The 23,685-nt window shown below is 64.1% G+C and carries 20 protein-coding genes and 1 other RNA gene; 7 read left to right on the forward strand and 14 right to left on the reverse strand.

Annotation, left to right across the window (positions count from 1 at the left end; genetic code table 11):
• Positions 1-10: 10 nt before the first annotated feature.
• Complete coding sequence (tyrS, locus tag ACIQ3Q_RS00120) at positions 11-1,261, reverse strand: tyrosine--tRNA ligase (RefSeq protein WP_396266895.1); 1,251 nt, start codon at positions 1,259-1,261, stop codon at positions 11-13.
• 356 nt (positions 1,262-1,617) lie between these two features.
• Between tyrS and ACIQ3Q_RS00125 the strand changes: the two genes are divergently transcribed.
• Positions 1,618-2,976 (forward strand): peptidoglycan DD-metalloendopeptidase family protein, encoded by a 1,359-nt coding sequence (locus ACIQ3Q_RS00125; RefSeq protein WP_396267041.1) that lies wholly within the window; start codon positions 1,618-1,620, stop codon positions 2,974-2,976.
• Positions 2,977-3,005: 29 nt separating this feature from the next.
• Positions 3,006-4,139, forward strand: coding sequence for an anhydro-N-acetylmuramic acid kinase (locus tag ACIQ3Q_RS00130; RefSeq protein WP_396266896.1), 1,134 nt, complete (start codon positions 3,006-3,008; stop codon positions 4,137-4,139).
• A 72-nt stretch (positions 4,140-4,211) separates the two neighbouring features.
• Here ACIQ3Q_RS00130 and erpA read toward each other — a convergent pair whose 3' ends face one another.
• From erpA to rplM, 5 genes are all read right to left on the reverse strand, one after another.
• On the reverse strand, positions 4,212-4,586 hold the full coding sequence (gene erpA / locus ACIQ3Q_RS00135; RefSeq protein ID WP_396266897.1) for an iron-sulfur cluster insertion protein ErpA: 375 nt from the start codon (positions 4,584-4,586) through the stop codon (positions 4,212-4,214).
• 25 nt (positions 4,587-4,611) lie between these two features.
• Positions 4,612-5,013 (reverse strand): polymer-forming cytoskeletal protein, encoded by a 402-nt coding sequence (locus ACIQ3Q_RS00140; RefSeq protein WP_396266898.1) that lies wholly within the window; start codon positions 5,011-5,013, stop codon positions 4,612-4,614.
• Between the two features lie 66 nt (positions 5,014-5,079).
• Entirely contained in the window at positions 5,080-5,793 is a 714-nt protein-coding gene (locus ACIQ3Q_RS00145; protein WP_396266900.1) for a DUF6776 family protein, read from the reverse strand.
• Positions 5,794-5,903: 110 nt separating this feature from the next.
• Complete coding sequence (rpsI, locus tag ACIQ3Q_RS00150; protein ID WP_396266901.1) at positions 5,904-6,296, reverse strand: 30S ribosomal protein S9; 393 nt, start codon at positions 6,294-6,296, stop codon at positions 5,904-5,906.
• A gap of 11 nt (positions 6,297-6,307) precedes the next feature.
• Entirely contained in the window at positions 6,308-6,736 is a 429-nt protein-coding gene (rplM, locus tag ACIQ3Q_RS00155) for a 50S ribosomal protein L13 (RefSeq protein WP_210808278.1), read from the reverse strand.
• 461 nt (positions 6,737-7,197) lie between these two features.
• Between rplM and ACIQ3Q_RS00160 the strand changes: the two genes are divergently transcribed.
• On the forward strand, positions 7,198-7,818 hold the full coding sequence (locus tag ACIQ3Q_RS00160; RefSeq protein WP_396266903.1) for a GNAT family N-acetyltransferase: 621 nt from the start codon (positions 7,198-7,200) through the stop codon (positions 7,816-7,818).
• A gap of 14 nt (positions 7,819-7,832) precedes the next feature.
• On the opposite strand, the gene ACIQ3Q_RS00165 is transcribed toward ACIQ3Q_RS00160, so the two are convergent.
• The 3 genes from ACIQ3Q_RS00165 to ACIQ3Q_RS00175 form a co-directional block, all read right to left on the reverse strand.
• A complete protein-coding gene (locus ACIQ3Q_RS00165; protein ID WP_396266905.1) occupies positions 7,833-9,041 on the reverse strand; it encodes a multidrug effflux MFS transporter in 1,209 nt (402 codons plus the stop codon).
• A 161-nt stretch (positions 9,042-9,202) separates the two neighbouring features.
• Positions 9,203-9,533, reverse strand: an RNA gene (gene rnpB / locus ACIQ3Q_RS00170) — RNase P RNA component class A.
• Between the two features lie 30 nt (positions 9,534-9,563).
• Complete coding sequence (locus ACIQ3Q_RS00175) at positions 9,564-10,766, reverse strand: MFS transporter (protein ID WP_396266907.1); 1,203 nt, start codon at positions 10,764-10,766, stop codon at positions 9,564-9,566.
• A 173-nt stretch (positions 10,767-10,939) separates the two neighbouring features.
• Between ACIQ3Q_RS00175 and cysK the strand changes: the two genes are divergently transcribed.
• Positions 10,940-11,860, forward strand: coding sequence for a cysteine synthase A (gene cysK / locus ACIQ3Q_RS00180; protein WP_396266909.1), 921 nt, complete (start codon positions 10,940-10,942; stop codon positions 11,858-11,860).
• Here the strand turns inward: cysK and ACIQ3Q_RS00185 are convergent.
• Genes ACIQ3Q_RS00185 through ACIQ3Q_RS00205 form a run of 5 tightly spaced genes read right to left on the reverse strand, consistent with a single transcriptional unit; the run spans position 11,802 to position 16,162 of the window.
• Positions 11,802-12,602: a DUF3025 domain-containing protein gene (locus ACIQ3Q_RS00185; RefSeq protein WP_396266911.1), complete on the reverse strand. Its 801-nt coding sequence runs from the start codon at positions 12,600-12,602 to the stop codon at positions 11,802-11,804. The genes cysK and ACIQ3Q_RS00185 overlap by 59 nt on opposite strands.
• Positions 12,584-13,627, reverse strand: coding sequence for a dihydroorotase (gene pyrC / locus ACIQ3Q_RS00190; RefSeq protein WP_396266913.1), 1,044 nt, complete (start codon positions 13,625-13,627; stop codon positions 12,584-12,586). Before pyrC ends, ACIQ3Q_RS00185 begins: the two co-directional genes overlap by 19 nt.
• A 37-nt stretch (positions 13,628-13,664) precedes the next feature.
• Positions 13,665-14,234 carry a GNAT family N-acetyltransferase gene (locus tag ACIQ3Q_RS00195; protein WP_396266915.1) on the reverse strand — a complete coding sequence of 190 codons (570 nt, stop codon included), beginning with the start codon at positions 14,232-14,234 and terminating at the stop codon, positions 13,665-13,667.
• 6 nt (positions 14,235-14,240) lie between these two features.
• Positions 14,241-15,134, reverse strand: coding sequence for a 5'-nucleotidase (locus ACIQ3Q_RS00200; RefSeq protein ID WP_396266917.1), 894 nt, complete (start codon positions 15,132-15,134; stop codon positions 14,241-14,243).
• A 32-nt stretch (positions 15,135-15,166) separates the two neighbouring features.
• Positions 15,167-16,162: an AAA family ATPase gene (locus ACIQ3Q_RS00205; RefSeq protein ID WP_396266919.1), complete on the reverse strand. Its 996-nt coding sequence runs from the start codon at positions 16,160-16,162 to the stop codon at positions 15,167-15,169.
• A gap of 202 nt (positions 16,163-16,364) precedes the next feature.
• Between ACIQ3Q_RS00205 and ACIQ3Q_RS00210 the strand changes: the two genes are divergently transcribed.
• The 3 genes from ACIQ3Q_RS00210 to ACIQ3Q_RS00220 all read left to right on the forward strand — a co-directional run bounded on the left by ACIQ3Q_RS00210 (position 16,365) and on the right by ACIQ3Q_RS00220 (position 23,684).
• On the forward strand, positions 16,365-22,301 hold the full coding sequence (locus ACIQ3Q_RS00210; protein WP_396266921.1) for an alpha-2-macroglobulin family protein: 5,937 nt from the start codon (positions 16,365-16,367) through the stop codon (positions 22,299-22,301).
• A gap of 67 nt (positions 22,302-22,368) precedes the next feature.
• Positions 22,369-22,977 (forward strand): PH domain-containing protein, encoded by a 609-nt coding sequence (locus ACIQ3Q_RS00215; protein ID WP_396266923.1) that lies wholly within the window; start codon positions 22,369-22,371, stop codon positions 22,975-22,977.
• A gap of 65 nt (positions 22,978-23,042) precedes the next feature.
• A complete protein-coding gene (locus ACIQ3Q_RS00220; RefSeq protein WP_396266924.1) occupies positions 23,043-23,684 on the forward strand; it encodes a hypothetical protein in 642 nt (213 codons plus the stop codon).
• Position 23,685: the final 1 nt, after the last annotated feature.

The following is a 23,685-nucleotide window of genomic DNA, read 5'->3' on the forward strand; positions in this document are numbered from 1 at the left end:
TGTGGGAGGGTCAGGACAGGGTCACGCGCGCGAACTTGCGCTTGCCCACTTGCAGCACCATGGTAGCGGCTTCCACCTTGAGGCCGCGGTCAGACACCACGGTGCCGTCGATGCGCACGCCACCGCCGTCCACCATGCGCAGGCCTTCGCCCGTGCTGGCCACCAAGCCTGCGGCTTTGAGCAGGTTGCCAATGGGCATGGGTGCGCCGCTGAGGGCCAGCTCGGGGATGTCGTCGGGGATGCCGCCGCGCGCGCGGTTGTTGAAGTCGGCCTCGGCCGCTTCAGCCGCAGCGGCACTGTGGAAGCGGGTGGTGATCTCCTTGGCCAACAGGACCTTGGCGTCCTTGGGGTTGCGGCCACCAGCCACCTCGGCTTTCAGTTGGGCAATCTCGCTCAAGGGGCGGAAGCTCAGCAGCTCGAACCATTTCCACATCTGCTCGTCGCTGATGGACAGCACCTTGGCAAACATGCTGTTGGCCGGCTCGGTGATGGCAATGTAGTTGTTCTTGGACTTGGACATCTTCTCGACGCCGTCCAAGCCTTCGAGCAGCGGCATGGTCAAGATGCACTGCGGCTCTTGTCCATACTCTTGCTGCAGATGGCGCCCCATCAGCAAGTTGAATTTTTGGTCGGTGCCGCCCAACTCGATGTCGCTCTTCAGCGCGACGGAGTCGTAGCCCTGCATCAGCGGGTAGAGGAACTCATGCACCGAGATGGGCGTCTGCGAGGCATAGCGCTTGGTGAAGTCGTCGCGCTCCAGCATCCGGGCCACGGTGTAGCGGCTGGCCAGTTGGATCAGGCCGCGGGCACCCAGCGGGTCGCTCCATTCGCTGTTGTAGCGCACCTCGGTCTTGCTCTCATCCAGCACCAGCCTGGCTTGGGCGTAGTAGGTCTGGGCGTTGGCTTCGATCTGTTCGCGGGTGAGGGGCGGGCGGGTGCTGTTGCGGCCAGACGGGTCGCCGATCATGGAAGTGAAGTCGCCCACCAAGAAGATGACCGTGTGGCCCAAGTCCTGCAGTTGGCGCATCTTGTTCATCACCACGGTATGGCCCAGATGCAGGTCGGGCGCGGTCGGGTCCAGACCCAGCTTGATGCGCAGCGGCTGGCCGGTCGCTTCGGCGCGTTGCAGCTTCTTGATCCAATCGCCTTGCGGCAGCAATTCAGAGCAGCCGCGCAGGCTCACTTCCAGCGCATGGCGCACGCCGTCGCTCAGGGCGGGGCTGGAGGGCTGTTCGGCGGCGGCGGGCGTGTTGGAGGACATGGCAGACGGGGAGGATGTGAGGGCCTTCACGAAGAAGGCGGGGGTGATGTCGTTCAGGGCTAGCCCGGGCTTCGAGCGGGGCTGGCCTGCGGTAAACTTACAAGGTGGCTAAGATTGCCCCGCCAGTGCTCTTCATGCGCTGCCAGGATGTTCTCGCCCAAGCCCGCAGTGTGGCGGCGCCCAATTCTACGGGCCTCCCGCGACCGCGGTGCGTCAGAGTCCCTCGCGTGATGCGTGGCCGCGCTAGAGCGTGTTGTCCCCATCATTCCTGTGCACGGTTCCGTGCGTTTCGTCGCAGCGCTCAGGTGCTGCGCAGAGGATTTGATTTGCGTCTCGAACTTGAACAAGGTTTGGCGATGGTGCGCACGGCTGTGGCCGAAGCCGCTGCCATGGCCGCTCGCCATCCCCGCCGTATTGCTGCGACCGTGCTGACGGTGCTGGCCGGTTTTGGCGTCACAGCCATCGCTATTGCGCCTTTGGCGCCTGATGCTGCTGACCTGCCCCGCCGCTTGGTCACTGAAGTGGTCGAGCCCGAAGCCATTGCGCCCCAACTGGAAGCCTTGGCTGGGCACGAGCTGAAGCTGGAGCGCAGCGAAGTGACTCGCGCCAATGACACCGCAGACAGCCTACTGCGCCGCTTAGGCCTGCGTGACCCGGCCGTGGCGGCCTGGCTGCGCACCGACAGCATTGCTAAGCGACTCTTCAGTGGCCGGCCCGGCAAGATGGTCAGCGTCAGTCTCGACGGCCAAGGGCAGATGCAGCGCTTGGTGGCTCGCTTCCCGGTGGATGCGGAAGGCAGTGGCCAGATGTCGCACTTCTGGCGCCTGACGGTCGAAGACAGCCCCGCCGGCTTGCGCTCTTCTATCATCGCGGCGCCGCTCGAAAGCCATGTGCGCCTGGCCAGCGGCACCATCCGCTCCTCGCTGTTTGCCGCTACCGACGATGCGGGCGTGCCCGATGCCGTGGCGGTGCAGATGACCGAGATGTTCTCGACGGAGGTCGATTTCCACCGCGAGCTGCGCAAGGGCGATAACTTCAGCGTGGTATACGAAACACTGATGGCCGATGGCGAGCCCGTAGCCTGGAACGAAGGTGTGGGCCGTGTCTTGGCCGCAGAGTTCGTCAACGCCAGCAAGACCCACCAAGCTTTCTGGTTCAACGAAGGCAAGGGCGGTTACTTCGACGCCAACGGCAAGAGCAAGAAACGCGCGTTCCTGGCCAGCCCGCTGGAGTTCTCGCGTGTGACGTCTGGCTTTGCCATGCGCTTCCATCCCATCTTGCGGACTTGGCGCGCCCACCTCGGCACGGACTACGGTGCGCCTGTGGGCACGCCAGTGCGTGTGGTCGGTGATGGCGTGGTCGACTTTGCCGGCGTGCAGGGTGGCTACGGCAATGTGGTGCAGGTGAAGCACTCAGGCGACCGCATGACGGTGTATGCCCACCTGAGCCGCATGGATGTGCGCAAAGGCCAGCGCGTGGAGCAAGGCCAGCGCATCGGCGCGGTGGGTGCCACCGGTTGGGCCACGGGGCCGCATTTGCACTTTGAGTTCCGCATCAACGGTGCGCACCAAGATCCATTGCGCATTGCCAAAGCCTCCGAGACGCTGGAGTTGGATTCAAGCCAGCGCCCCAAGTTTGCGCAGTTGGCCCAGCGCTATCAAACCAAGCTCGATGTGGCGGATGACCTGCGCGGCTTGGCCGGCAGGGTGGATTGAGCGGCCCTGAGTCCTTGAGGGCTGTTGGGATGACGCAGCCCGCAGAAGCCTGGTACATCGGCCTGATGTCGGGCACCTCGCTCGACGGTGTGGATGCGGTCGTGGCCCGGTTTGGGGCTGGTCGCGCCGCCGTAGAGGTGGCTGCCCATCAGCATCTGTCCTTTCCCGCCGCGCTGCGTGCTGAACTGCTGGCGCTGAACGCGCCCGGCGAGAACGAATTGCATCGGGCCGCACTGGCCGCCAACCAGCTTTCCCGTGTGCAAGCCGGGGCCGTCGATGCAGTGCTCCAGGCCTCGGGCTTGGCGCCAGCGCAGATCCACGCTGTGGGCTCGCATGGCCAGACCGTGCGCCACCGGCCCGGCGAGTTTGATGGCATCGGCTACACCCTGCAGTTGAACCAGCCCGCCTTGCTGGCTGAGCTGTGCGGCATCGATGTGGTGGCCGATTTCCGCAGCCGCGACGTGGCGGCGGGCGGGCAGGGCGCGCCCTTGGTGCCAGCCTTTCATGCCCAGGTGTTTGCTCAAGCCGGGCAGGCGCGTGCCGTCTTGAACATCGGCGGCATTTCCAACCTGACCTTGCTGCCTGCAGACCGCACCCAGCCCGTGCGTGGTTTTGACTGTGGCCCCGGCAATGCGCTCTTGGACCATGGGGCTGCGGTGCATTTGGGCCAAGCCTATGACGCGGGCGGAGAGTGGGGCGCCAGTGGCCAGGTGGACGAGGCGCTGCTCCAGGCCTTGATGGCTGAGCCCTTTTTGCGCCTGCCGCCCCCCAAGAGTACCGGGCGCGATCTCTTCAATCCGGTTTGGTTGGCGCAGCGCTTGGCGCCGTTTGCGGGCTTGCGCCCGGTCGATATCCAGGCCAGTTTGGCTGAGTTCACGGCTCGCGCAGCCGCCTCAGCGCTGCGAGCCAGCGCCCCTGAGACAAAGGCCCTTTATGTCTGCGGCGGTGGTGTGTTCAACCTGGACCTGATGCGCCGCTTGCAGGCACATTTGCCCGGCGTGCAGGTAGGCAGCACCGAGGCCTTGGGCTTGCCGCCCATGCAGGTCGAAGCTGCGGCGTTTGCGTGGCTGGCGCGCGCCCATTGCTGCCGCGAGCCGGGGCAGCGCACCGAAGTGACGGGCGCGCGGGGCCTGCGCGTTCTAGGTGCTCTCTATCCGGCCTGAAAGCAAAACGCCTCCCTGAAGGAGGCGTGATGCGGAGAGGCCTAGCTTGGCCTCAGTGGTTTTGAGCGCTCGTCAGACCGAGAAGCTGGAGCCGCAACCGCAGGTGGTGCTGGCGTTGGGGTTCTTGATCACGAACTGAGCGCCTTGCAGGTCTTCCTTGTAGTCGATCTCAGCGCCGGCCAAGTACTGCAGGCTCATGGCGTCGATCAGCAGGGTGACGCCGTTCTTGCTCATCTGGGTGTCGTCTTCGTTGACGACTTCATCAAAGGTGAAGCCGTATTGGAAGCCCGAGCAGCCGCCGCCTTGCACAAACACGCGCAGCTTCAGTTCGGGGTTGCCTTCCTCGGCCACCAAGTCGGCCACCTTTGCAGCAGCGCTGTCCGTGAAGACCAGGGGGACGGGCATCTCGCCCATTGCGGGGGACAGGTTTTCAGCCACTGCGTTCATGATGAGGAATCCTTCAGGTCAAAAATCAGTTCTGCGAGGCCGCCAGCTTCAGCGCGGGCTTTTCCTCGGAGGCGGCTGCGGTGTGCTTCAGCTCGCCGTCAATCTTGGCGCCCTGGTGCATTTCCAGGGCTTCATACAACACGTCACCAATGATGCGGGCTTTGGGCTGCAACTCCAGCAGATCCGTGGAATGCACTGGGCCCCGCACCTCACCGTTGATGATCACATGCCCAGCGATCACCTTGCCATGGATGCGGGCATTCTCGCTGAGCACCAACAGGCTGGGGCCACTGCCGGCCGCCACCACATCGCCCTGGACTTCGCCGTCAATGCGCAAGCCCTCGGAGAACCGAAGCTCGCCGTGAACGGAGGTGCCTTCGCCCACCAAACTGCGGATCGGGGGCTGCTTTTTCTTTCCTGGCCACATACTGCTTCTCCAGTGAATTGCCGTGTTCAACGGCAGGGTGTCCAAACGAGGTGGTGGACGCTTTTGTTAGAGCTTCAGCGTTTGCGTGGCGCGCACGGCACCTCCGCCATCGAGAATCCGAAGCTGCACCGTTTTTACCACGGCCTGCGGCGGATGGTCGATGAGACCCTCCAGTCGTGAGTACTGTTTCACCTGAACCGGCTGAGGCCCGCCTGGCATGGCTTGGGTCCAGGGTTTGTTATCCAGCGTGCCCATCAAGGTCAGCTCATAGCGGCCATTGAAGGGGTTGACCTGCTTGCCGCTTTGCATGAGGAGCACTTGGTAGCGCATCTGGCCGGGCGCTTGTGGCTCGGCCTGAATACTGCGTACCGACAGGCCTTCTAGGCCACCAGCCGCGGGCAGCAGGCGCTCAAAAAAGCCCAGGTCGGCCTTGAGCGACAAGTTCTCGGACTCGGCTTGCCGCAGTTGCGAGGCCAGTCGTTCTTGGGTCGCTTTCTCAGTCTTGAGCAGGCTCTCTGCCGTGTTGGCAATGCTTTGTGCCTTTTCGCGCTCGGCGCGCAACTCGGCCACCTCGGTGCGCAACTGGGCTAGTTCTTCTTTGGCGCCTCTGTCCAAGCCGGCAATGCTTTTGCCAAACTCAAAGGCCCACAGGCCAATGGCGGCCGAAAAGCCCAAGGCCACGGCCGCCACGGCCCAGCGCAGCGGCCAGGGCAGGTGGCTGCGCACCGTCATGCGCGGTGCGGTGATGGAGAGGCGACGGCGAAGTAGTTTCCAACGCATTCAGGTGCTCCAACCACGGGGCCTAGAGACAGCAAAGGCCGCTGAGTAGCGGCCTTTGAGAGGATTGCACGTGCAATCTCGGTGAAGACAGACCCGTGGTCTGTCTTCGATCAGCGCTTGCTGAACTGCTTCCGGCGACGAGCGCCGTGCAGACCGACCTTCTTACGTTCGACTTCACGCGCATCACGCGTCACGAAGCCGGCACGGCTCAGATCAGGCTTCAATGCTGCATCGTAGTCGATCAGGGCACGGGTGATACCGTGGCGCACAGCACCTGCTTGGCCGGACTCGCCGCCACCGTGGACATTCACTTGAATGTCGAAGGTCTCAGCATTGCCGGTCAACAGCAAAGGCTGCTTGACGACCATGATCGAAGTTTGACGACCAAAATACTCATCAACGGTCTTGCCGTTGACAACGATCTGGCCGGTGCCCTTCTTGATGAAGACGCGGGCCACAGACGACTTACGACGCCCGGTGCCATAGTTCCAGTTACCGATCATCAATCCGCTCCTTAGATTTCCAGCACCTTAGGCTGCTGGGCGGCGTGCGGATGCTCGCTCCCTGCATAAACCTTCAGCTTCTTGATCATGGCGTAGCCCAGCGGACCCTTGGGCAGCATGCCCTTGACGGCCTTCTCCAGGGCGCGGCCTGGATGCTTGGCTTGCATGTCCTTGAACTTGGTGCCGTAGATGCCACCGGGGAAACCGGAGTGGCGGTAGTACACCTTGTCATTGGCTTTGTTGCCAGTGACGCGGATCTTGTCGGCGTTCAGGATGATGATGAAATCACCGGTGTCCACGTGAGGCGTGTAGATGGCCTTGTGCTTGCCGCGCAAACGGAGTGCCACTTCGCTGGCAACACGTCCGAGCACCTTGTCGGTGGCGTCAATCACAAGCCACTCGTGCGTCACCTCGGCCGGCTTGGCGCTGAAGGTCTTCATGAGAGGTATGTCAAAAAATAAACACGGCTGTGTGACCGGTCAGCCAAGCACCATCGGAACTGTTGTTAAAAGCGCTTTGCAGCACTCGCAGCCTCTCAGGTCACTTGGGCGCTTGCTCGGGGCGTGAAAAGCGGCTGAACAAGCCCACCCAACACGGCCCGAGCATAGCCCGGTCTCCCCGCCGATTGCAGGAAAGCCCGCGAGTATAGCCTAAAGTTTCAGCAACGGTGTCGAGAACTTTGACCACACTCACCAGTCAAATGGTGCAGCGCAACAATCCGAAAGCGTGTAACCTAGGGTTTGTACTAGATTCTCACCACCCTATAGGAGGTCACATGGGTCACCCCGGTGCACATTCCGTTGTCGATGCCACTCCATCCGCCGCCCGCACACTGCCGGTTTCGGAGGCATCCCAAGCCGTTTCCACACCCCCGGAAGCGACCAAAGAAGTTTTTCGCTGGGTGCCTATCCGCTCGCTGTCAGAGCGCCATCGTCCCCGCGTTCTGGCGCATTTGTTGTCGCTGGAGCCGCACGACCGCTATCTGCGCTTTGGCTATGCGGCCAGCGACACCCAGATCGGCCGCTATGTCGACCTGTTGGACTTCCATCGCGATGAGGTCTTCGGTGTCTTCAACCGCCGCCTAGAGCTGATCGCCATGGCCCATCTGGCCTATATGACGGACATCCCGGCCGAGCGCAATATGGCCGAGTTCGGTGTGTCGGTCATCACCAAAGCTCGCGGCCGCGGTTATGGCGCCCGCCTCTTTGACCATGCCGTGCTGCACGCGCGCAACCGCCATGTGGACACCATGATCATCCACGCGCTGTCTGAAAACAGCGCCATGCTGCGCATTGCCCGCAATGCCGGCGCCACCGTGGTGCGCGAAGGCGGTGACTCCGAAGCTCGCCTGAAGCTGCCGCCCGAGACCCTTGTCTCCCATATCGAAGCCTTGGTCGAAGGCCAAGCCGCCGAGTTGGACTACCAGCTCAAATCAGGGGCCCACCATGTGGACACCCTGCTGTCCATGATCGCTGAGATCCGCGACGGAGTGGCCAAGGTGCGCAAGTCCACCATCGAGTGAGGCAAGGCTAGGCGCTAACGCGCCAGCCTGGGTCGCACCCACAGCCAGGCGCTGATGCCGATGAGCATCAGCCCCATCGAAGTGCAGGCCAAGAGCAAGGCGGAGTGCATCACCAGCGGTGCAATCACCCCCGCCACCAGCGCATTGGCCACACTGCCCAAGCACGCCTGCAGAGACGACGCCATGCCGCGCCGGTCTGGCGCCTGATCCAGCACCATCAGCGTCACCACCGGCACCATCATCGCCCAGCCAAAGGCAAACAGCGCGATCAGTGGGATGGCCCACCACGCGTGCAGAGGCAGCCACAAATTGGCCGCCACATTGGCCAGTGACACCGCCACCATGATGCGAAAGCCGCGACGAATCTGCCGGTGCGGCGGCAGCTTGCCGGCCAGCCGCCCCGACACCCAGGCGCCGCCCATGATGCCGATGATGGTCAGCAAAAACAGCCAGAAAAACTGCTGCGGTGCGAACTTCAAATGCTCACCCAGAAACACGGGGGCTGACAGCACATACAGAAAAACACCGTTAAACGGGATGCCTGAGGCAAAAGCCAGCGCCGCAAACGTCGGGTTAGAGATCATCTCCCGGTAGCCGCGCATCAGCGGCTTGACGCCAAAGGGCTGCACTTGGTCGACATGCAAGGTCTCGGGCAGCAGGCGCCAAATGGCCAGCCACAGGCTCACGCCGATGAAGGCCAAAAACCAAAAGATCGAATGCCAGTCGGCATACACAAACAAAAAGCCGCCAATCATGGGCGCGATGGCCGGCGCGATGCCAAAGAAGATGGTGACCTGCGACATCACCTTCTGCGCCTCATCCGTCGGGTACATGTCGCGGATGATGGCGCGCGACACCACCATGCCCGCGCCGGCCGACATGCCTTGCAGCGCCCGAAACGCCACCAGCCAGCCAATGCTGTTGGACAGCGCACACCCCACCGAGGCCAGCGTGAACATCGCCACCCCGGCCAACACCACGGGCTTGCGGCCAAAGCTGTCGGCCAGCGCCCCATGAAAGAGGTTCATCGCCGCAAAGCCCAGCAGATAGGCAGACAGCGTTTGCTGCATCTCCACCGGCGTGGCACCAATCGACGCCGCGATGCCTGTGAAGGCGGGCAAATATGTGTCAATAGAAAACGGCCCCAACATGCCCAAGGTGGCTAACAGGGCAGCGAGAGCCCAGCGCGGGTGGGGCCAGAGGGTAGAAGCTTGTGGGTTCATGCGGCTCGCAGGACAACGCAGCGCCGCCCCAAGGTTTCAAACGCCCCTTTTGGGGGCTCAGAGGGCCAAGCCCAGGCCCTGGAGGGCGCTGTTGGGCCAGTGTAGCGGGCTGTTGTGGCCTTGCGGGTCACCAAGGGGACGCCGCGACGCCGAAGAAAAAAGTGTGGAGCAAGCCGATAGGCCGGATTCTGTGCACGACAGGCCTCTTGCGAAGCCCGCCGCGTGACCGCCATTCCTCTGGGCTGGGGTGTTGCCACCCCTGCTCAATGCCACCTACCCGCCAGCTCAGCGAGCCGCTTCAATGCTGGCCTATTTGGTGTTGCTGCGCGTAGAGATTGCCGCGTTTCACCCGGACTTAACCGGCTCGTCTCTGTGGCTCTAATCCGCACCTTACGGTGGACGGGCGTTACCCGCTACGCTGCTCTATGCAGTCCGGACCTTCCTCCCATGCGGCCTTTCGGCACTTGCACAGGCGGCGGTCTGGCCTGCTCCACGAGCGGGATTGTCCCATGCAAGCAGACCTTAGACGGACTCGATGGGACGCTTCACTGAAGAAAGAAGCAGTGAGGCCAGTGTCACAAAAAGTGCGGAACCCAGCATCCAGCAAGCAGCATCGATGCCGAAGTGCGTGACTGCAAGACCCACGGCGAAGAACCCTATGGGCACCAGCAGTGTTCGCAGCGCTGAATAGGCGAGCAAGATGCTGCCAGTGTTTTGCGGGTCGGCGTGAACTTGCATCAAGGTTTGCTCCAGAGGGCCTAGATAGCCTATGGCCAGCCCCAGTGCGAGCATCGAGGCGTACATCCCAAGGCCCGTCAGCCAGGGCAGCGCAAGTAAGGCTGAGGCGGCCAACAGCAACGAGCCCATCAAGCCCAACCACGGCCTCGGGGCGACACGCAAAGCGGAGAAGAGCACTGAAGACAGCAAGGTGCCAGCGCCAAAGCATGAGAGCAGGCTTCCCAGGCCTTGAGCGCTGCCACCCTCGCCCTTGACAATGACTGGCAGCAGCAGCACCAAGAGTGGCGTGGCCACCATATTGACCACCGCGCTGACGACGGTGACGCTGCGCCACAGCCTTGACGCAGCGATTGCACGGACGCCTGACCATTGATCTGTCCAGCTGTTCGGTGCTCTGTGTGCTTGGCCAGCAGTGGGCAGGCCCAGTCGGGGCACAAACAGCATGAAAAGCACAGCCGAGAGCACAAAGCTTGCTGCATCCAAGGCCAGCGCCCCTGCACAGCCCAGCAAGGCGACCACCCAACCTCCAATGGCCGGCCCGGCAAGGTCGCCGAAATTGTGAAAACTTCCGATCATGCCGTTGACGCGATGAGGGCTGACGCTGCTGCCCGGCAATAGCGCCGGGACGATGGCCAAGCCTGCGGCCTCTGAAAATGCCGAGATCACCGCCACACTGGCCAACACGATCGCGATCACGACCGGATTGAGCCAGTCTGCGGCAATCATCGCGATCAAGCAGGCTGAAGCAGCCGCCAAAAACACATCGCAGCCGACATAAAGATCCCGCCTATCAAACTTGTTCATGAGCGAGGTGCCTATCAAGGCAGCCAGCAGCGCAGCCCCAGACTGCGCCATGAAAATCCACGACATCTGCAGCGGACTCACCTGGCCCTCAAGCAGCAACCAAGGAATGGCGATGGCCGCTATGGCGCTACCGAAGATGGACAGCGCCTGGGCCGTGAGCAAGGCCTTCAGTGCTCGGTTCATGTGGATGTGGCTTGGGCATCCCAGGCGCGCAAGTGGCGCAATGGGATTGTTTGGTTGTTCAGTCTCAGGATTCTCACTGCCTTATGCCTTTTGGGCAGAAGCTCATGGGCGACAAGCGCCGGCTGATCCGGCATCATCAGCGCCTCTTGTCGTTTTGCATCGAGACCCCGCCCATGAAAGCCTCCAACGTTCTTGCCACCATTGGCAATACCCCGCACATCCGCATCAACCGCCTGTTTGGCGATGCCGCCGAGGTGTGGGTCAAGTCCGAGCGCGGCAACCCGGGTGGGTCTATCAAAGACCGCATCGCCTTGGCCATGGTCGAGGCAGCCGAGGCCAGTGGGCAGCTGAAGGCCGGTGGCACCATCAGCGAGCCCACCTCGGGCAATACCGGTGTGGGCCTGGCCTTGGTGGCCGCCGTCAAGGGCTACAAGCTGATTTTGGTGATGCCCGACAGCATGAGCATCGAGCGCCGCCGCCTGATGCTGGCATATGGCGCCAGCTTTGAGCTGACCCCGCGCGAAAAGGGCATGAAGGGCGCCATTGCTAAGGCGGAAGAGCTGGCCGCCAGCACGCCCGGCGCCTGGATCCCGCAGCAATTTGAAAACCCCGCCAACATTGAGGTGCATGTGCGCACCACCGCGCAAGAGATCCTGGCGGACTTTCCCGAAGGCCTGGACGTCATCATCACTGGCGTTGGCACCGGTGGCCACCTCTCGGGCGTGGCCCAGGCGCTCAAGGCAAAGTGGCCTCAGCTCAAAGTGTTTGCGGTGGAGCCCAGCGCCTCGCCCGTCATCTCGGGCGGCCAGCCCAGCCCGCACCCCATCCAGGGCATTGGCGCAGGCTTTGTGCCCAAGAACCTGAAGACCGAACTGCTGGACGGCGTGATCCAGGTCGAGGCCGAGGCCGCGCGGGAGTACGCCCGCCGTAGCGCCCGCGAAGAAGGCTTGCTGGTGGGCATCTCCAGCGGCGCCACCCTGGCCGCCATTGCGCAAAAGCTGCCCGAGCTGCCTGCAGGCAGCCGCGTGCTGGGCTTCAACTACGACACGGGTGAGCGTTACCTGTCGGTGGAAGGCTTCTTGCCGACGGCCTGAACACGCCTGCATCCGCGTAAAACGCCGCGTCCTGCGGACCGTCCGTCCACCAGCCCGGTAAGCCCATCACCGGCAGTGGGCAAAAGGGCTTTTGGGCCCAGTCCTGGGTACTCAAGCTCAGTGGGTCGGCCAGCAGCACATGGGCCGTCAGGCCTTTCCGCGGGGCGGTGCACAAGCTGTCCAGCAGGGCATGGCCCACCAGGGTGAAGCGGGCTTCGCGCCAGAGCGCACGGTGGGTCACAAAAAGATCGTGCCAGCGCCGCTCGCGCAAGGCCGCCAGCAGCGGTGCCGGGACTTGCAGTACGGCACCGTTTTCATCAAACAGCGTCAGTGCGTCGCGCAGCGGGCCGCGGGTGGTGGGCGCGCCCTGGGCGGCGATGGCTTCGGCCTGCAGGCGGTTGAGCCGCAGCTTCCAGGCGGGCTGGTGCAGCCACATCAGGCCATTGAAAAAATCATGCCGGTTGTCCCGCGTGGGCAGATGCCCCGTGCGGCGTATGAAGGCCTCGTAGGCCTCACCGGGCGGCAGGCTGCTTTGCGGCACGCACAGCGGCAGGCCGTTGGGGCTGGGCAGGGCGTCTGCACTGGCCTGAGCCGGGGCAGACTGCGTCGCCAGGGCGGCATTCAGGGCTTCGGCCACTGGCTGGCCCTGGCCCCAAGCCTGCGCCACGGGCGCGCCCAGCTTGGCCAGTGGCGCGAGCCAGGGGGCTTGCCAGTCGACCTGGTTCAGGCATTCAACTGCCACGCCAGGGTTTCGCCGCCGCGCAGGGGCTTGAGGCTGGCCTCGCCAAAGGGAATGCTCTCGGGCAGCGTCCAAGGTTGGCGCAACAGGGTCACGGTGCCAGTGTTGACGGGCAGGCCGTAGAAGGCCGGGCCGTGCAGGCTGGCAAAGCCTTCGAGCTTGTCCAAGGCCCCGGCGGCCTCAAAGGCCTCGGCATACAACTCCAGGGCCGACAGCGCGGTGAAGCAGCCCGCGCCGCAGACCGACGCCTCCTTCATCACCGACGCATGCGGCGCACTGTCGGTGCCCAAGAAAAAGCGGTCGGAGCCACTGGTGGCGGCTGCCACCAAAGCTTGGCGATGCACCTCGCGCTTGAGCACCGGCAGGCAGTAATAGTGGGGCCGCAAACCGCCCATGAAGATGGCATTGCGGTTGTAGAGCAAGTGGTGCGCCGTCAGCGTGGCGGCGGTGTGGGCACCGGCCTGGGCCACGTACTGTGCCGCCTCTTTGGTGGTGATGTGCTCGAACACCACTTTCAACTCAGGGAAGTCGCGCCGCAGCGGGATCATCACCTCGTCAATGAACACCGCCTCGCGGTCGAACAAGTCAATGGCCGAGTCGGTCACTTCACCATGCACCAAGAGCAGCACGCCTTCGCGCTGCATGGCCTCTAGCGTCTTGTAGGTCTTGCGGATGTCCGTCACGCCCGCATCGCTGTTGGTGGTGGCCCCGGCCGGGTAGAGCTTGAGCGCCACCACCCCGGCCGCCTTGGCCCGGGCGATCTCTTCCGGCGGCGTGTTGTCCGTCAGATACAGCGTCATCAGCGGCTCAAAGTTCAGGCCCGCAGGCAACGCCGCCAAGATGCGCGCCTTGTAGGCCATCGCCTGTTCGGTGGTGGTCACCGGCGGGCGCAAATTGGGCATCACGATGGCACGGCCAAACTGGCGCGCTGTGCCGGGCAGCACGGCCGCCAGGGCGGCACCATCACGCAGATGCAGGTGCCAGTCGTCGGGGCGGATGAGGGTGAGGGAGGTGGGGGCAGCAGTCATGCCCCGTATTGTCCCGCATCAGCGGGCCAACTCAGACTCAGATCGATCGTTGGAAGAAGTAGGCATAGGGCTCGATCTCTGGGTCCCAAGCGGCGGTAGGCTCGAAGCCCAGTTGCCGATAAAACTGATGCGAGGTCGTCAGCGCTTTGTTGGAGCTGAGGCATAGGGTGTGGCCCCCTTGCTGACGCGCAAACGCGGTGCAGTCGGACATGATGCGGGCGGCAAGCCCTAAGCGGCGGTGCGTGGCGGCCACGTACAGGCGCTGGAACTCATGCCGACCGTCGGTCATCAGCCGTACCCCGCCGCAGCCGACCACGGTGCCCGCTTCACAAAAAAGTGACGGGCTGCCCCCAGCTTTCTCGACCCCTGCCGGTGGCGGGCTGGGCGCAGCCCGGCCCTGGGGTCGCTCACAAGCCACCAAGAACAAGCCATGTTGCGCCGAATAGTGGTCGGGTGACACGGCGTCCATCACCCGCTCATCCTCCATGTACTCCCGCACCAAAGGGTCGGGATGGTCGCCAAAGTGCTCGCGCCAGACACGGCGTATCAAGTCTCGTGCGCCCGCCTGTGTCTCAAGCGTCAAGGCGGTGATGTGGAGGTTCGGCATCGCAGCTCAGGCATTACTCACCCCCGCCGCCACATGCCCCGCCGGTACATGGGGTGCGGCGCTATCGCAGTGGCCGGTTTGGTCGTCGAAGAAGAAGTCGGGCTCGAACTCGCGCAGGAATTCGCCCTTGGGCAGGCCGCCCAGGAACAGGGCTTGGTCGACCTCGACTTCCCAGCCCATCAGGGTGCGAATGGCGCGCTCGTGGGCCGGGGCGCTGCGGGCCGTGACCAGGGCGGTGCGCAGGCGCATGCCGCTGTTGGCGTCACCGCGCAGGCGGTGCAGGGCGTCGAGCAGGGGCTTGAAAGGGCCGGGGGGCAGAGGCGTCAGGGCCTGGCGGGTTTCGTGCTGCTGAAAGGCCTGCAGGCCCGCCGCTTGGAAGACGCGCTCGGCCTCGTCCGAGAACAGCACGGCGTCGCCGTCAAAGGCGATACGCACTTCTTGAGGGTGGGCCTCCGAGGCGCGTGCAGAGTGGGGATAGACCCGCGCAGCCGGCACCCCGGCCGCCAAGGCCTCGCGCACATCGGGCTCGTTGGTGGAGAGGAATAAATGCGCCTTCAGGGGCCGCAGGTAGCGCCATGGCGATTCGCCGCGGGTGAAGACTCCACGCTCAATCGGCAGCCCATAGTGCTGGGCCGAACGAAACACCCGCAAGCCCGAGGCTGGGTCATTGCGCGACAGGATCACCACCTCAACCTGCGGCGTCTCGGCATTGAAGGCCAGCAGCTTGCGCACCAGCGAGAAAGCCACGCCAGGTTTGGCCGGCACTTCCAGGCGCTCCAACTGCAAGCGCATATAGGCCCGGTCATCCCCGGCCTCGAAGACGCGGTTTTCTTCTTCAAAGTCGAACAAGGCGCGCGAGGAGAGCGCGACCACCAGGCGGTTATCAAGGGAGGCGGGCATGGCGGGGATGATAGTCCCCGCGCGTTCCAGGCTCAGTGCACAAACCCGATCTGCCGCTTGCGCCCATGCGCCACCGGCAAATCCGCCACCTGCACCTGCTCGCGCCCGGCCAGGCGGGCGTTGCCAAAGGCGGTCATCCAGGCGCGGCGCATCTCGCGCGGGGGCATGGCGGCCAGGGCGTCCAGCACGTCGTCGCGGGCATGGTCTTCAAAGCGCTTGCCCCAGTCGTGCTCGCTGCGGATGCCTTCGTAAAGGCGCTGGGCAATGCTGCGGGCGGCGGCGAAGTCGGGCATCTCGACCTCAAACACATTCATGCGGTTCAAGATGGGCTCGGGGATGCTGCGCGCGTCATTGGCGGTGGCCACCCAGATCACTTGGGAGGCATCCACGGCGACTTCGGCAAACTCGTCGATGAAGGCCTTGGCCGTGTCATGCTCCAGCAGGCTGTAGAGCGAGCCCAGCGGGTCATAGGCCTGCTCGGCGCGGGTCTTGTCGATCTCGTCCACCACCATCACCGGGTTGGCATAGTCGCCATCCACCAGGGTTTCAAACACTTTGCCGGGCTTGGCGCCCTTCCATTGGCTAGACGCGCCTGAAAGCAACCAGCCGGCGGTCAGGGCGCTCATCGACAAGAAGCCCATGCCCGTGCCCAGCAACTGCGCCAACTCGCGGGCGAAATGGGTTTTGCCAATGCCGGGTGGGCCCAGCAGCAGCATGGGGGTGAACTCCAGCGCGTCGCCGCTGCCGTCGCACAGCGCCAGTTGGCGCTTCACGTCATCGAGCACCTCATGGAAGTTGGGTAGCTCGTCGTAGAGGTGTTGCATGGCCGGCAAGCCTGAGGGCTTGACCTGAAAGCGCTGGGCGCCTTTGTCCAGCATGCGCTCGTAGATGGCGCGCAGGGCTTCGTGTTCTTGCGAAGGCAGCTTGGCCATTTTGCGGGCCACGTCTTCCTCGCGGTAGACATTGCGCATGCGGGCCACGGGCAGTGCGGGTGGCGCGCTCAGCGCCAGGGCGTTCGATGTGGACATGGGACACCTCCATCCAGATCGTGGGGGCCCACACCGGGCTGGGCAGGCCACGCCCTTATTCCAGCAAAAGCGTGGGGGAGCGAACTGATGAATTAGGGGGTGATGCGCCTGCATCTGCAAGATCGCACACCGCGCGTCGCAACGTGGCATCAAGGCGAAACAGGCGCCTTCTACACTCCTGACCCATCTGAGGAGCACAACGATGAAAAAAGCAGCACGCTGGGTTTGGTGGATGGGGGGAGTGTTGGGCGCGGTCTTGCCCTTGGCGGCGCAGGCCGCCAAAGTCACCACGCTGACGCCGCAGGGCGAAACTCCGGTGGTCAAGCAAGTGCGCTGGCGCTTTGATACCGATGTGGTGCCCCAGGGCGACCCGCGCTTGCCCGCGCCCGCCGTGCTGCGCTGCGAAGGCAAAGTGGTGGAGGGCAACTCCCGCTGGTTGGCCGGCAAAGAATGGGTGCTGGACCTGCCCCAGCCCTTGGCCGCAGGCCAGCGCTGCGAGGTGGCCTTGGCCCCTGGTTGGAAGCCCGGCCTGAGCGGCGCGACGGCCCCGGCTGCGGTGGCCCATACCTTCAGCACCAGTGGCCCCGCCATTGCCCAGGTGTGGCCGTCAGCCTGGGCGCGCATTGAGGAAGAGCAGCACTTCTTGGTGCAACTCACCGGCCCGGTGCAGCCCGCGAGCCTGGCCAAGAACACCTGGTGCGAGGTGGACGGCCTGGGAGAGCGACTGAGCGTCAAGACCATCACGGGGGCGCTCAGAGATGAGTTGCTCAAGCGCTATCAGCTCAAGGACGTGGCCGACCGCGTGCTGCTCCTAGCCTGCCAGCGCCCGTTTGCCGCCGACGCCAAAGTGCGCCTAGTCTGGGGTGCGGGCATTGTGGGCACCCAAGGCGCCGTGGCCACCAAGACCATTCAGCGTTTGGAGTGGACGGTGCGCCAGCGCTTTGAGGCCGAGTTCTCTTGCGAGCGCGAGCGGGCCCAGGCGCCCTGCATGCCGCTGCGGCCGCTGGTGGTGCGCTTCAGCAGCCCCGTGCCGCGCGAGGTGGCGGCCAAATTGACCGTGGAGGTGCAAGGCGGCTCCGCCCTGAAGGCTCAGTTGGAGAAAGACGGCGACGCCCAGACCGTCAGCGAGGTGAGCTTTGCCGCACCGCTGCCGGTGAACGCCAAGCTCAGCGTGGTGATGCCCGCGAACTTGAAGGACCAGTCCGGGCGCGCGCTGGCCAATGCGGCCAGCTTCCCGCTGGCCACGGCCACGGGCGCCATGCCGCCGCTGGCCAAGTTTGCGGCCGCACCTTTTGGCATTCTGGAATCTGACCAAAAGGGCGGCGAGATCGCCATGCTGCCCGTCACGGTGAGGCATGTGCAGTCTGACTTGAGCGGGCTGACGGGGTCGGGCCAGGTGCGCATCAAGCGCATCGACGCGGCGGCCTCAGACTTTGAGATCCTGCGCTGGCTGGGCCGGGTGGATCGTTTCCACGAGAACACCATCACTGCCAAAGATGCTGGCTGGCCAGCCGACCAATGGACAGTCATGGAGACCGTCACCGACGGCCAAGGCCGCGAGAAAAAAGTGCGCCGCGAGCGCGAGATCGGCACCCGCGAAGCCAGCCTGCTGCTCAGCGAAACCGGCGTTCAAACCGCCAAGCTGCCGATGTTGGATGGCAAAGCGGGCGAGGTGCGGCCGTTTGAGGTGCTGGGCATCCCCTTGCCCCAGCCAGGCTATCACTTGGTGGAGGTCGAGTCGCGCCTGCTCGGCAAGGCCTTGCTGGCCAACCCTGCGCCTATGTATGTGCGCACCGGCGCGCTGGTCACCAACCTGGGCGTGCACTTCAAGCGCGGGCGTGAGAACTCGCTGGTCTGGGTGACCACGCTAGACCGTGCCAAGCCGGTGGCGAACGCCGCCGTGGCCGTCAGCGATTGCCGAGGCAAAGAAGTGTGGGCAGGCAAAACGGACGACAAAGGCTTGGCCCGCATCCCGCGTGGTTTTTCTAATGATCAGCATGAGCAATGCTTGGCGCGTCAAGCCTGGTTTGTCAGCGCCCGTGCGCCGGACGCAGCCGGCCGGCCCGACATGGCCTTCACCTTCAGCGACTGGATGGGCGGCATTGACCCCTGGCGCTTCAACCAACCTCTGGCTTCGGGCTCCACCCCTGACACCGTCGCTCACACCGTGATGGACCGCAGCTTGTTCCGCGTGGGCGAGACGGTGCACATGAAGCATTACGTGCGCCAGCAAACGGCGCGCGGCCTGAAGTTGCCCCTGGCGGTGGGTGCGCCCACCAAGGTGGTGCTGACCCACGCAGGCAGCGGTGAAGAGACCGAGCTGCCGCTGAATTGGCCCACCGGCAAAGGCCACGCTGCTGGGCAGTGGGCCATTCCGGCCACGGCCAAGTTGGGGGTCTATGACGTGGCCCTGGCCTATGGCAATGAGCGCTGGTCTTCGGGCCAATTCCGGGTGGAGGCCTTCCGCCTGCCGGTCATTGATGCGCGCTTGAGCGGGCCCAAGACCCCGCAAGTGGCGGTGGCCGAGACCGCCTTGGAGTTGCAGCTCAATGTCTTTGCCGGGGGCGTGATGGCCCAGGCCCGCACGGCGGTGTCGGCCCTGCTGCGCGACCGCACGCCCAGCTTTGCGGGCTACAGCGACTTCAGCTTTGACCTGCCGCGCGCGGGCCGTGTGGGCCAGGAGATGGATGACGACAGCGCCGAGACGCCTGAGCAAGACGAGGGCGCACGCATTCTGCTGGCCCAACAGCCCTTGAGCACCGACGCCAACGGCGCGGCCAAGGTGCAGGTCAAGAACCTGCCCAAGACCGAACGTCCGGCCGAGCTGCTGACCGAGGTCAGCTTCAACGACCCGAGTGGCGAAGTGCAAACCGTGCGCCAAACCGTGGCCTTGTGGCCCAGCAGTGTGGTGGCGGGCTTGCGCTCGCGCAGTTGGGTCACCAAGGGTGGCTCCACCGCGCTGCAGGCGGTGGTGCTGAACACCGAGGGCAAGCCCCTGGCAGGCCAAGCCGTGCAAGTGCGGGCCAAGCTGATGAAGATGGTCTCTACCCGCAAGCGCCTGGTGGGGGGCTTCTATGCCTATGAGCACCACGAGAACAGCAAAGACCTAGGCGTGGTCTGCGAGGCCAAGACCGACGAGAAGGGCTTGGCCGCCTGTGATGCCGACCTGGGCCAAGAGCCCGGTGAGATCCAACTGGTGGTGGAGGCCAAAGACGAGGCCAAGCGTGTGGCCAAAGCCGGGCTGTCGATTTGGCTGACGGGCCAGGGCGACAACTGGTTTGCCCAAGATAACGATGACCGCATCGACGTGCTGGCCGAGCAAGCCGAATTGCAACCCGGCCAAACCGCCCGCCTGCAAGTGCGCATGCCCTACCGCGAGGCCACGGCCCTGGTGTCGATTGAGCGCGAGGGCATTTTGGACACCCGCATTGTTCAGTTGCGCGGCGACAAACCCATCATCGAGCTGCCCATTCCTAAAGCGACGGGCGAGCAGAGCTGGGCGCCGAATGTCTATGTCAGCGTGATGGTGCTGCGCGGCCGCGTGCGGGATGTGCCCTGGTACTCCTTCTTCACCTGGGGCTGGCAGTCGCCCAGTGAATGGTGGCAGGCTTGGCGCCATGAAGGCGTGGACTACCAAGCGCCGACCGCGATGGTGGACCTCTCCAAGCCCAGTTTCAAGCTGGGTGTGGCGGCCCTGCGCATTGGCTTGGCCGAGCACCAACTGGACGTCAGCGTCACGGCCGACAAAGCCAGCTACGCCGTGCGCGACAAGGCCAAGGTCACGGTGCGGGTGACGCGCGGTGGCCAGCCTGCAGCAGGTGCCAGCGTGGCCTTTGCGGCGGTGGACGAAAGCCTCTTGTCGCTCAAAGCCAATGACTCTTGGAACTTGCTGGACGCGATGATGCAGCAGCGGGGCTGGGGGGTAGAGACCTCTACCGCGCAGGGCGAGATCATCGGCCGGCGCCACTACGGCAAAAAGGCTGTGCCCGCGGGCGGTGGCGGTGGGCGCAACCCGACGCGAGAGTTGTTCGACACCCTGCTGCTGTGGCGGGCCGACGTGACCTTGGACGCCAACGGCCAAGCGCAGTTGGAGGTGCCGCTCAATGATTCGCTTACCAAGTTCCGCTTGGTGGCCGTGGCTGATGCCACTGTGAAGCGCGGTGGTGAAACGCTGCATGATGTGTTTGGCACCGGCCACACCACCATCAGCGTCAGCCAAGACCTTCAGATGCTGGCCGGCCTGCCCTTGGTGGGGCGTGAGGGCGACCAGTTCGATGCCGGCTTCACGCTGCGCAACACCACAGCCAAGGCCATGACGGTGGAGGCTACGCTGCGCGGCGAGGTTAGCGGCGGCGAGCCCTTGGCTCTGCCCGCCAAGACGGTGAACTTGGCCGCTGGGGCGGCCGTGGAAGTGACGTGGCCGGTGACCTTGCCCACGGTGGGGCATGGCTTGGGTGAGGGGCCAGCCACTGTGCGCTGGGTGGGCAGTGCCCGCGACAGCCAAGGCTCGGCCAAAGACCAACTGGCGGTGACCCAAACCCTGCTGCCTGCCGTGCCCTTGCGCATCTGGTCGGCCAGCATCCAACAGGTTCAAGCGGCGGCGCCCACCAGCGTGGCCGTGGCCGCACCGGCGGATGCCCTGGGTGTGACGGACCAGCCGGGCGCGCCCAAGCGCGGCGGTGTGCAGGCCAGCTTGCAGCCGACGCTGGCGGGGGCCATGCCGGGCGTGCGTCGCTACTTTGAGCAGTACCCCTACACTTGCTTGGAGCAACGCAGCTCGCGCGCCGTGGGCCTGCTCGACAAAGCGGCTTGGACAGCGGTGATGGCCGACCTGCCCGGCTACTTGGACATCGACGGCTTGGCCCATTACTACCCGCCTAGCAGCAGCGATGCGTCAGGCGGCAGCGACCGCCTCACGGCTTATCTGCTGGCGCTGTCGGACGAGAGTGCCTGGCCGCTGCCTGATGCTGCGCGCAGCCGCATGCTCGATGGCCTGCAGGCCTTTGTGGAAGGCCGCTTGGAGCGCCGCTTCAACGCGCCCAAGGCCGACCTGGATGTTCGCAAGCTGGCCGCTTTGGAGGCCCTATCGCGCCATGGCCGAGCCCAAGCCAAGCACCTGGGGTCCTTGCAGATCAACCCCGCGCAGTGGCCCACGGCGGCGCTGATCGACTGGGCCTTGGTGCTGCGCCGCGTGGGCACCATTCCGGACCGCGCGCGCCTGCTGCAAGAGGCCAGCAACCTGCTGCGTAGCCGCCTGGATGTCAGCGGTACGGCGTTGCGCTTCACCACCGAGGGCAGCGACTACTGGTGGTGGTTGATGGACAGCCCAGACAGCAATGCCAACCGCTTGGTGCTGGCCTTTGCTGACCAGGCGGACTGGCAGGCCGACATGCCACGCTTGGTGCTGGGGGCCTTGGGCCGCCAGCAGCGCGGCGCCTGGCTCACCACCACGGCCAACGCCTGGGGCACCTTGGCCATGCGCCGCTTCAGCAGCCTGTTTGAGCGCACGCCCGTGGCCGGCACCACCTTGCTGACCTTGGGTGCCACCAGCAAAACCGCCGACTGGGCGGCCGAGCCCAAAGGCAGCACGCAAATGCTGCCCTGGCCCGCAACCAGCCCAGCGGCCCTGCAAGCCCAGCAGCAAGGTACGGGCAAGCCCTGGCTGACCGTGCAGACCTTGGCCGCCGTGCCGCCGAAGGCCCCGCTGGAGGCGGGCTACAGCTTGCAGCGCAGTGTGGAGGCCGTGAGCCAAAAGACCAGCGGCCAATGGAGCAAGGGCGATGTGATGCGCATTCGCCTGACCATCAACGCCCGCGCCGACATGGCTTGGGCGGCGCTGAGCGACCCAATTCCCACCGGGGCCACCGTTTTGGCTAGCGGCTTGGGCGGGGACTCGCAAATCGCCACCCAAGGCGAAGGCAAAAAGGCAGAGGGCTGGGCCCCGACCTATGTGGAGCGCGGTGCAGACGCTTGGCGCGGCGTGTGGCAATGGCTGCCGCAAGGCCAGCATGTGGTGGAGTACACCGTGCGCCTGAACCAAAGCGGCAGCTTCAACCTGCCGCCCACCCGCATCGAGGGCATGTATGCGCCCGATAGCTTTGCCGAGCGGCCTAACGCTGTGTTCAAGGTGACCCCCTAAGGTCACCATTTCCCCAAGGGCGAGATCCATGCCCTGATCACTTCCAACTCTTCTAGGAGCGACAACTGTGTTTAAGAGACTTGCATCCGAGGCCCTGGGCCTGAGCGATATCGGCGTCATCGTCGAACCCAAAGATTTCGGCAGCGTGGACGCCGACGACTACCTGTTCCATGAAGACGGCGAGAAGATCTTCTTCCTCATCAAGTCCAAGAAGGACGAGTACTGCTTCACCAACTTTGCATTGATCCATGTGGACGGCGACTCGGCCGTGTCTTCCAAGCGCTCGATCAAGCGCTATGAATACGCCACCGAGCAGATCGAGCACGTGACGTTGGAGACCGCCGGCACCATCGACATGGACGTTGAGTTGAAGTTCGCCATCGGCGGCGAAGTCTTCAGCATCGATGTGCGCAAGACCTTCATCGAGCAGCTCAAAGACATCTACAAAGCCCTGATCAGCATTGGCAAACGCCAGCGTGCCGACGAAACCTGCCGCGACAACGCACCGCTGGCCTTGGGGGCGGTGTCATCGCTCTACAAGCTCAATGAAGTGGCGAGCCCAGAAGCCATCTCGGCCCAGTTCCAAGACCTGCTCAAGAGCCTGAACACGGCCGTGTTGGTGAGCTACACCAAGCGTGACTTTGGCGATGTGTTCGCCAAATACATCCACGCCTGAGGTGGTGGTGCGAGCGGCCGGCTCTGGCCCCAAGCGACCAAAACTGTTTCCAAGGAGATGACGTGATGAGATGGCTGGTATTGTCTTTGGTTACTGTGTTGTTGTCGGCCTGCGCTACGCCGAACATTCAGCCCGGGCACGTGCTGGATCAAAAGTCTGGCAAGGGCATAGCGGCCGGAACGATCACTTATCAAGGCGGTTATGGCGCATATCGCGTCCATATCGAAGAGAAAAGTGGGCGCGAGCGCTATCAAGTTCAGCATGGTGAATCACAAACCATGAATCTGAGCTATGTGTTCAAAGGCGAGCCTCTCGATGCTGATCTCAAGCAAAAGGGGTCGGCCTTTGCGATCGAACTGCCGGCAGGCACTTACATCATCAGGTCTTGGCAGATCAGCCAAGGTGCTGGCAATGTGTGGTCCACAAAGCCTACGGGTATTGAGTTCTCTGTGGCCGCAGGGCAGTCAGTCTATCTGGGCAGCTTTCATTTCGTTGAGAAGGCAAAGGTAGGAAAGCTCACCACTGCAGCCGAGGTGACTCTGAGTGAGAACGCTGGACGTGATATTCCGTTTCTCAAGTCGAAGTTCCCGGTCCTTGCGACGAATCCCATCAGTCAGGCCATTGCTGAAGGTACCAAAGTCGAGTCGCTGGGTGGGGCAAGTGATGGGCGGATTCAGATTCCCATCTTCGTGCCCATCGTTCGCTGAT

This window comes from Ideonella sp. (assembly GCF_044358605.1).
Lineage (GTDB): Bacteria > Pseudomonadota > Gammaproteobacteria > Burkholderiales > Burkholderiaceae_C > Ideonella.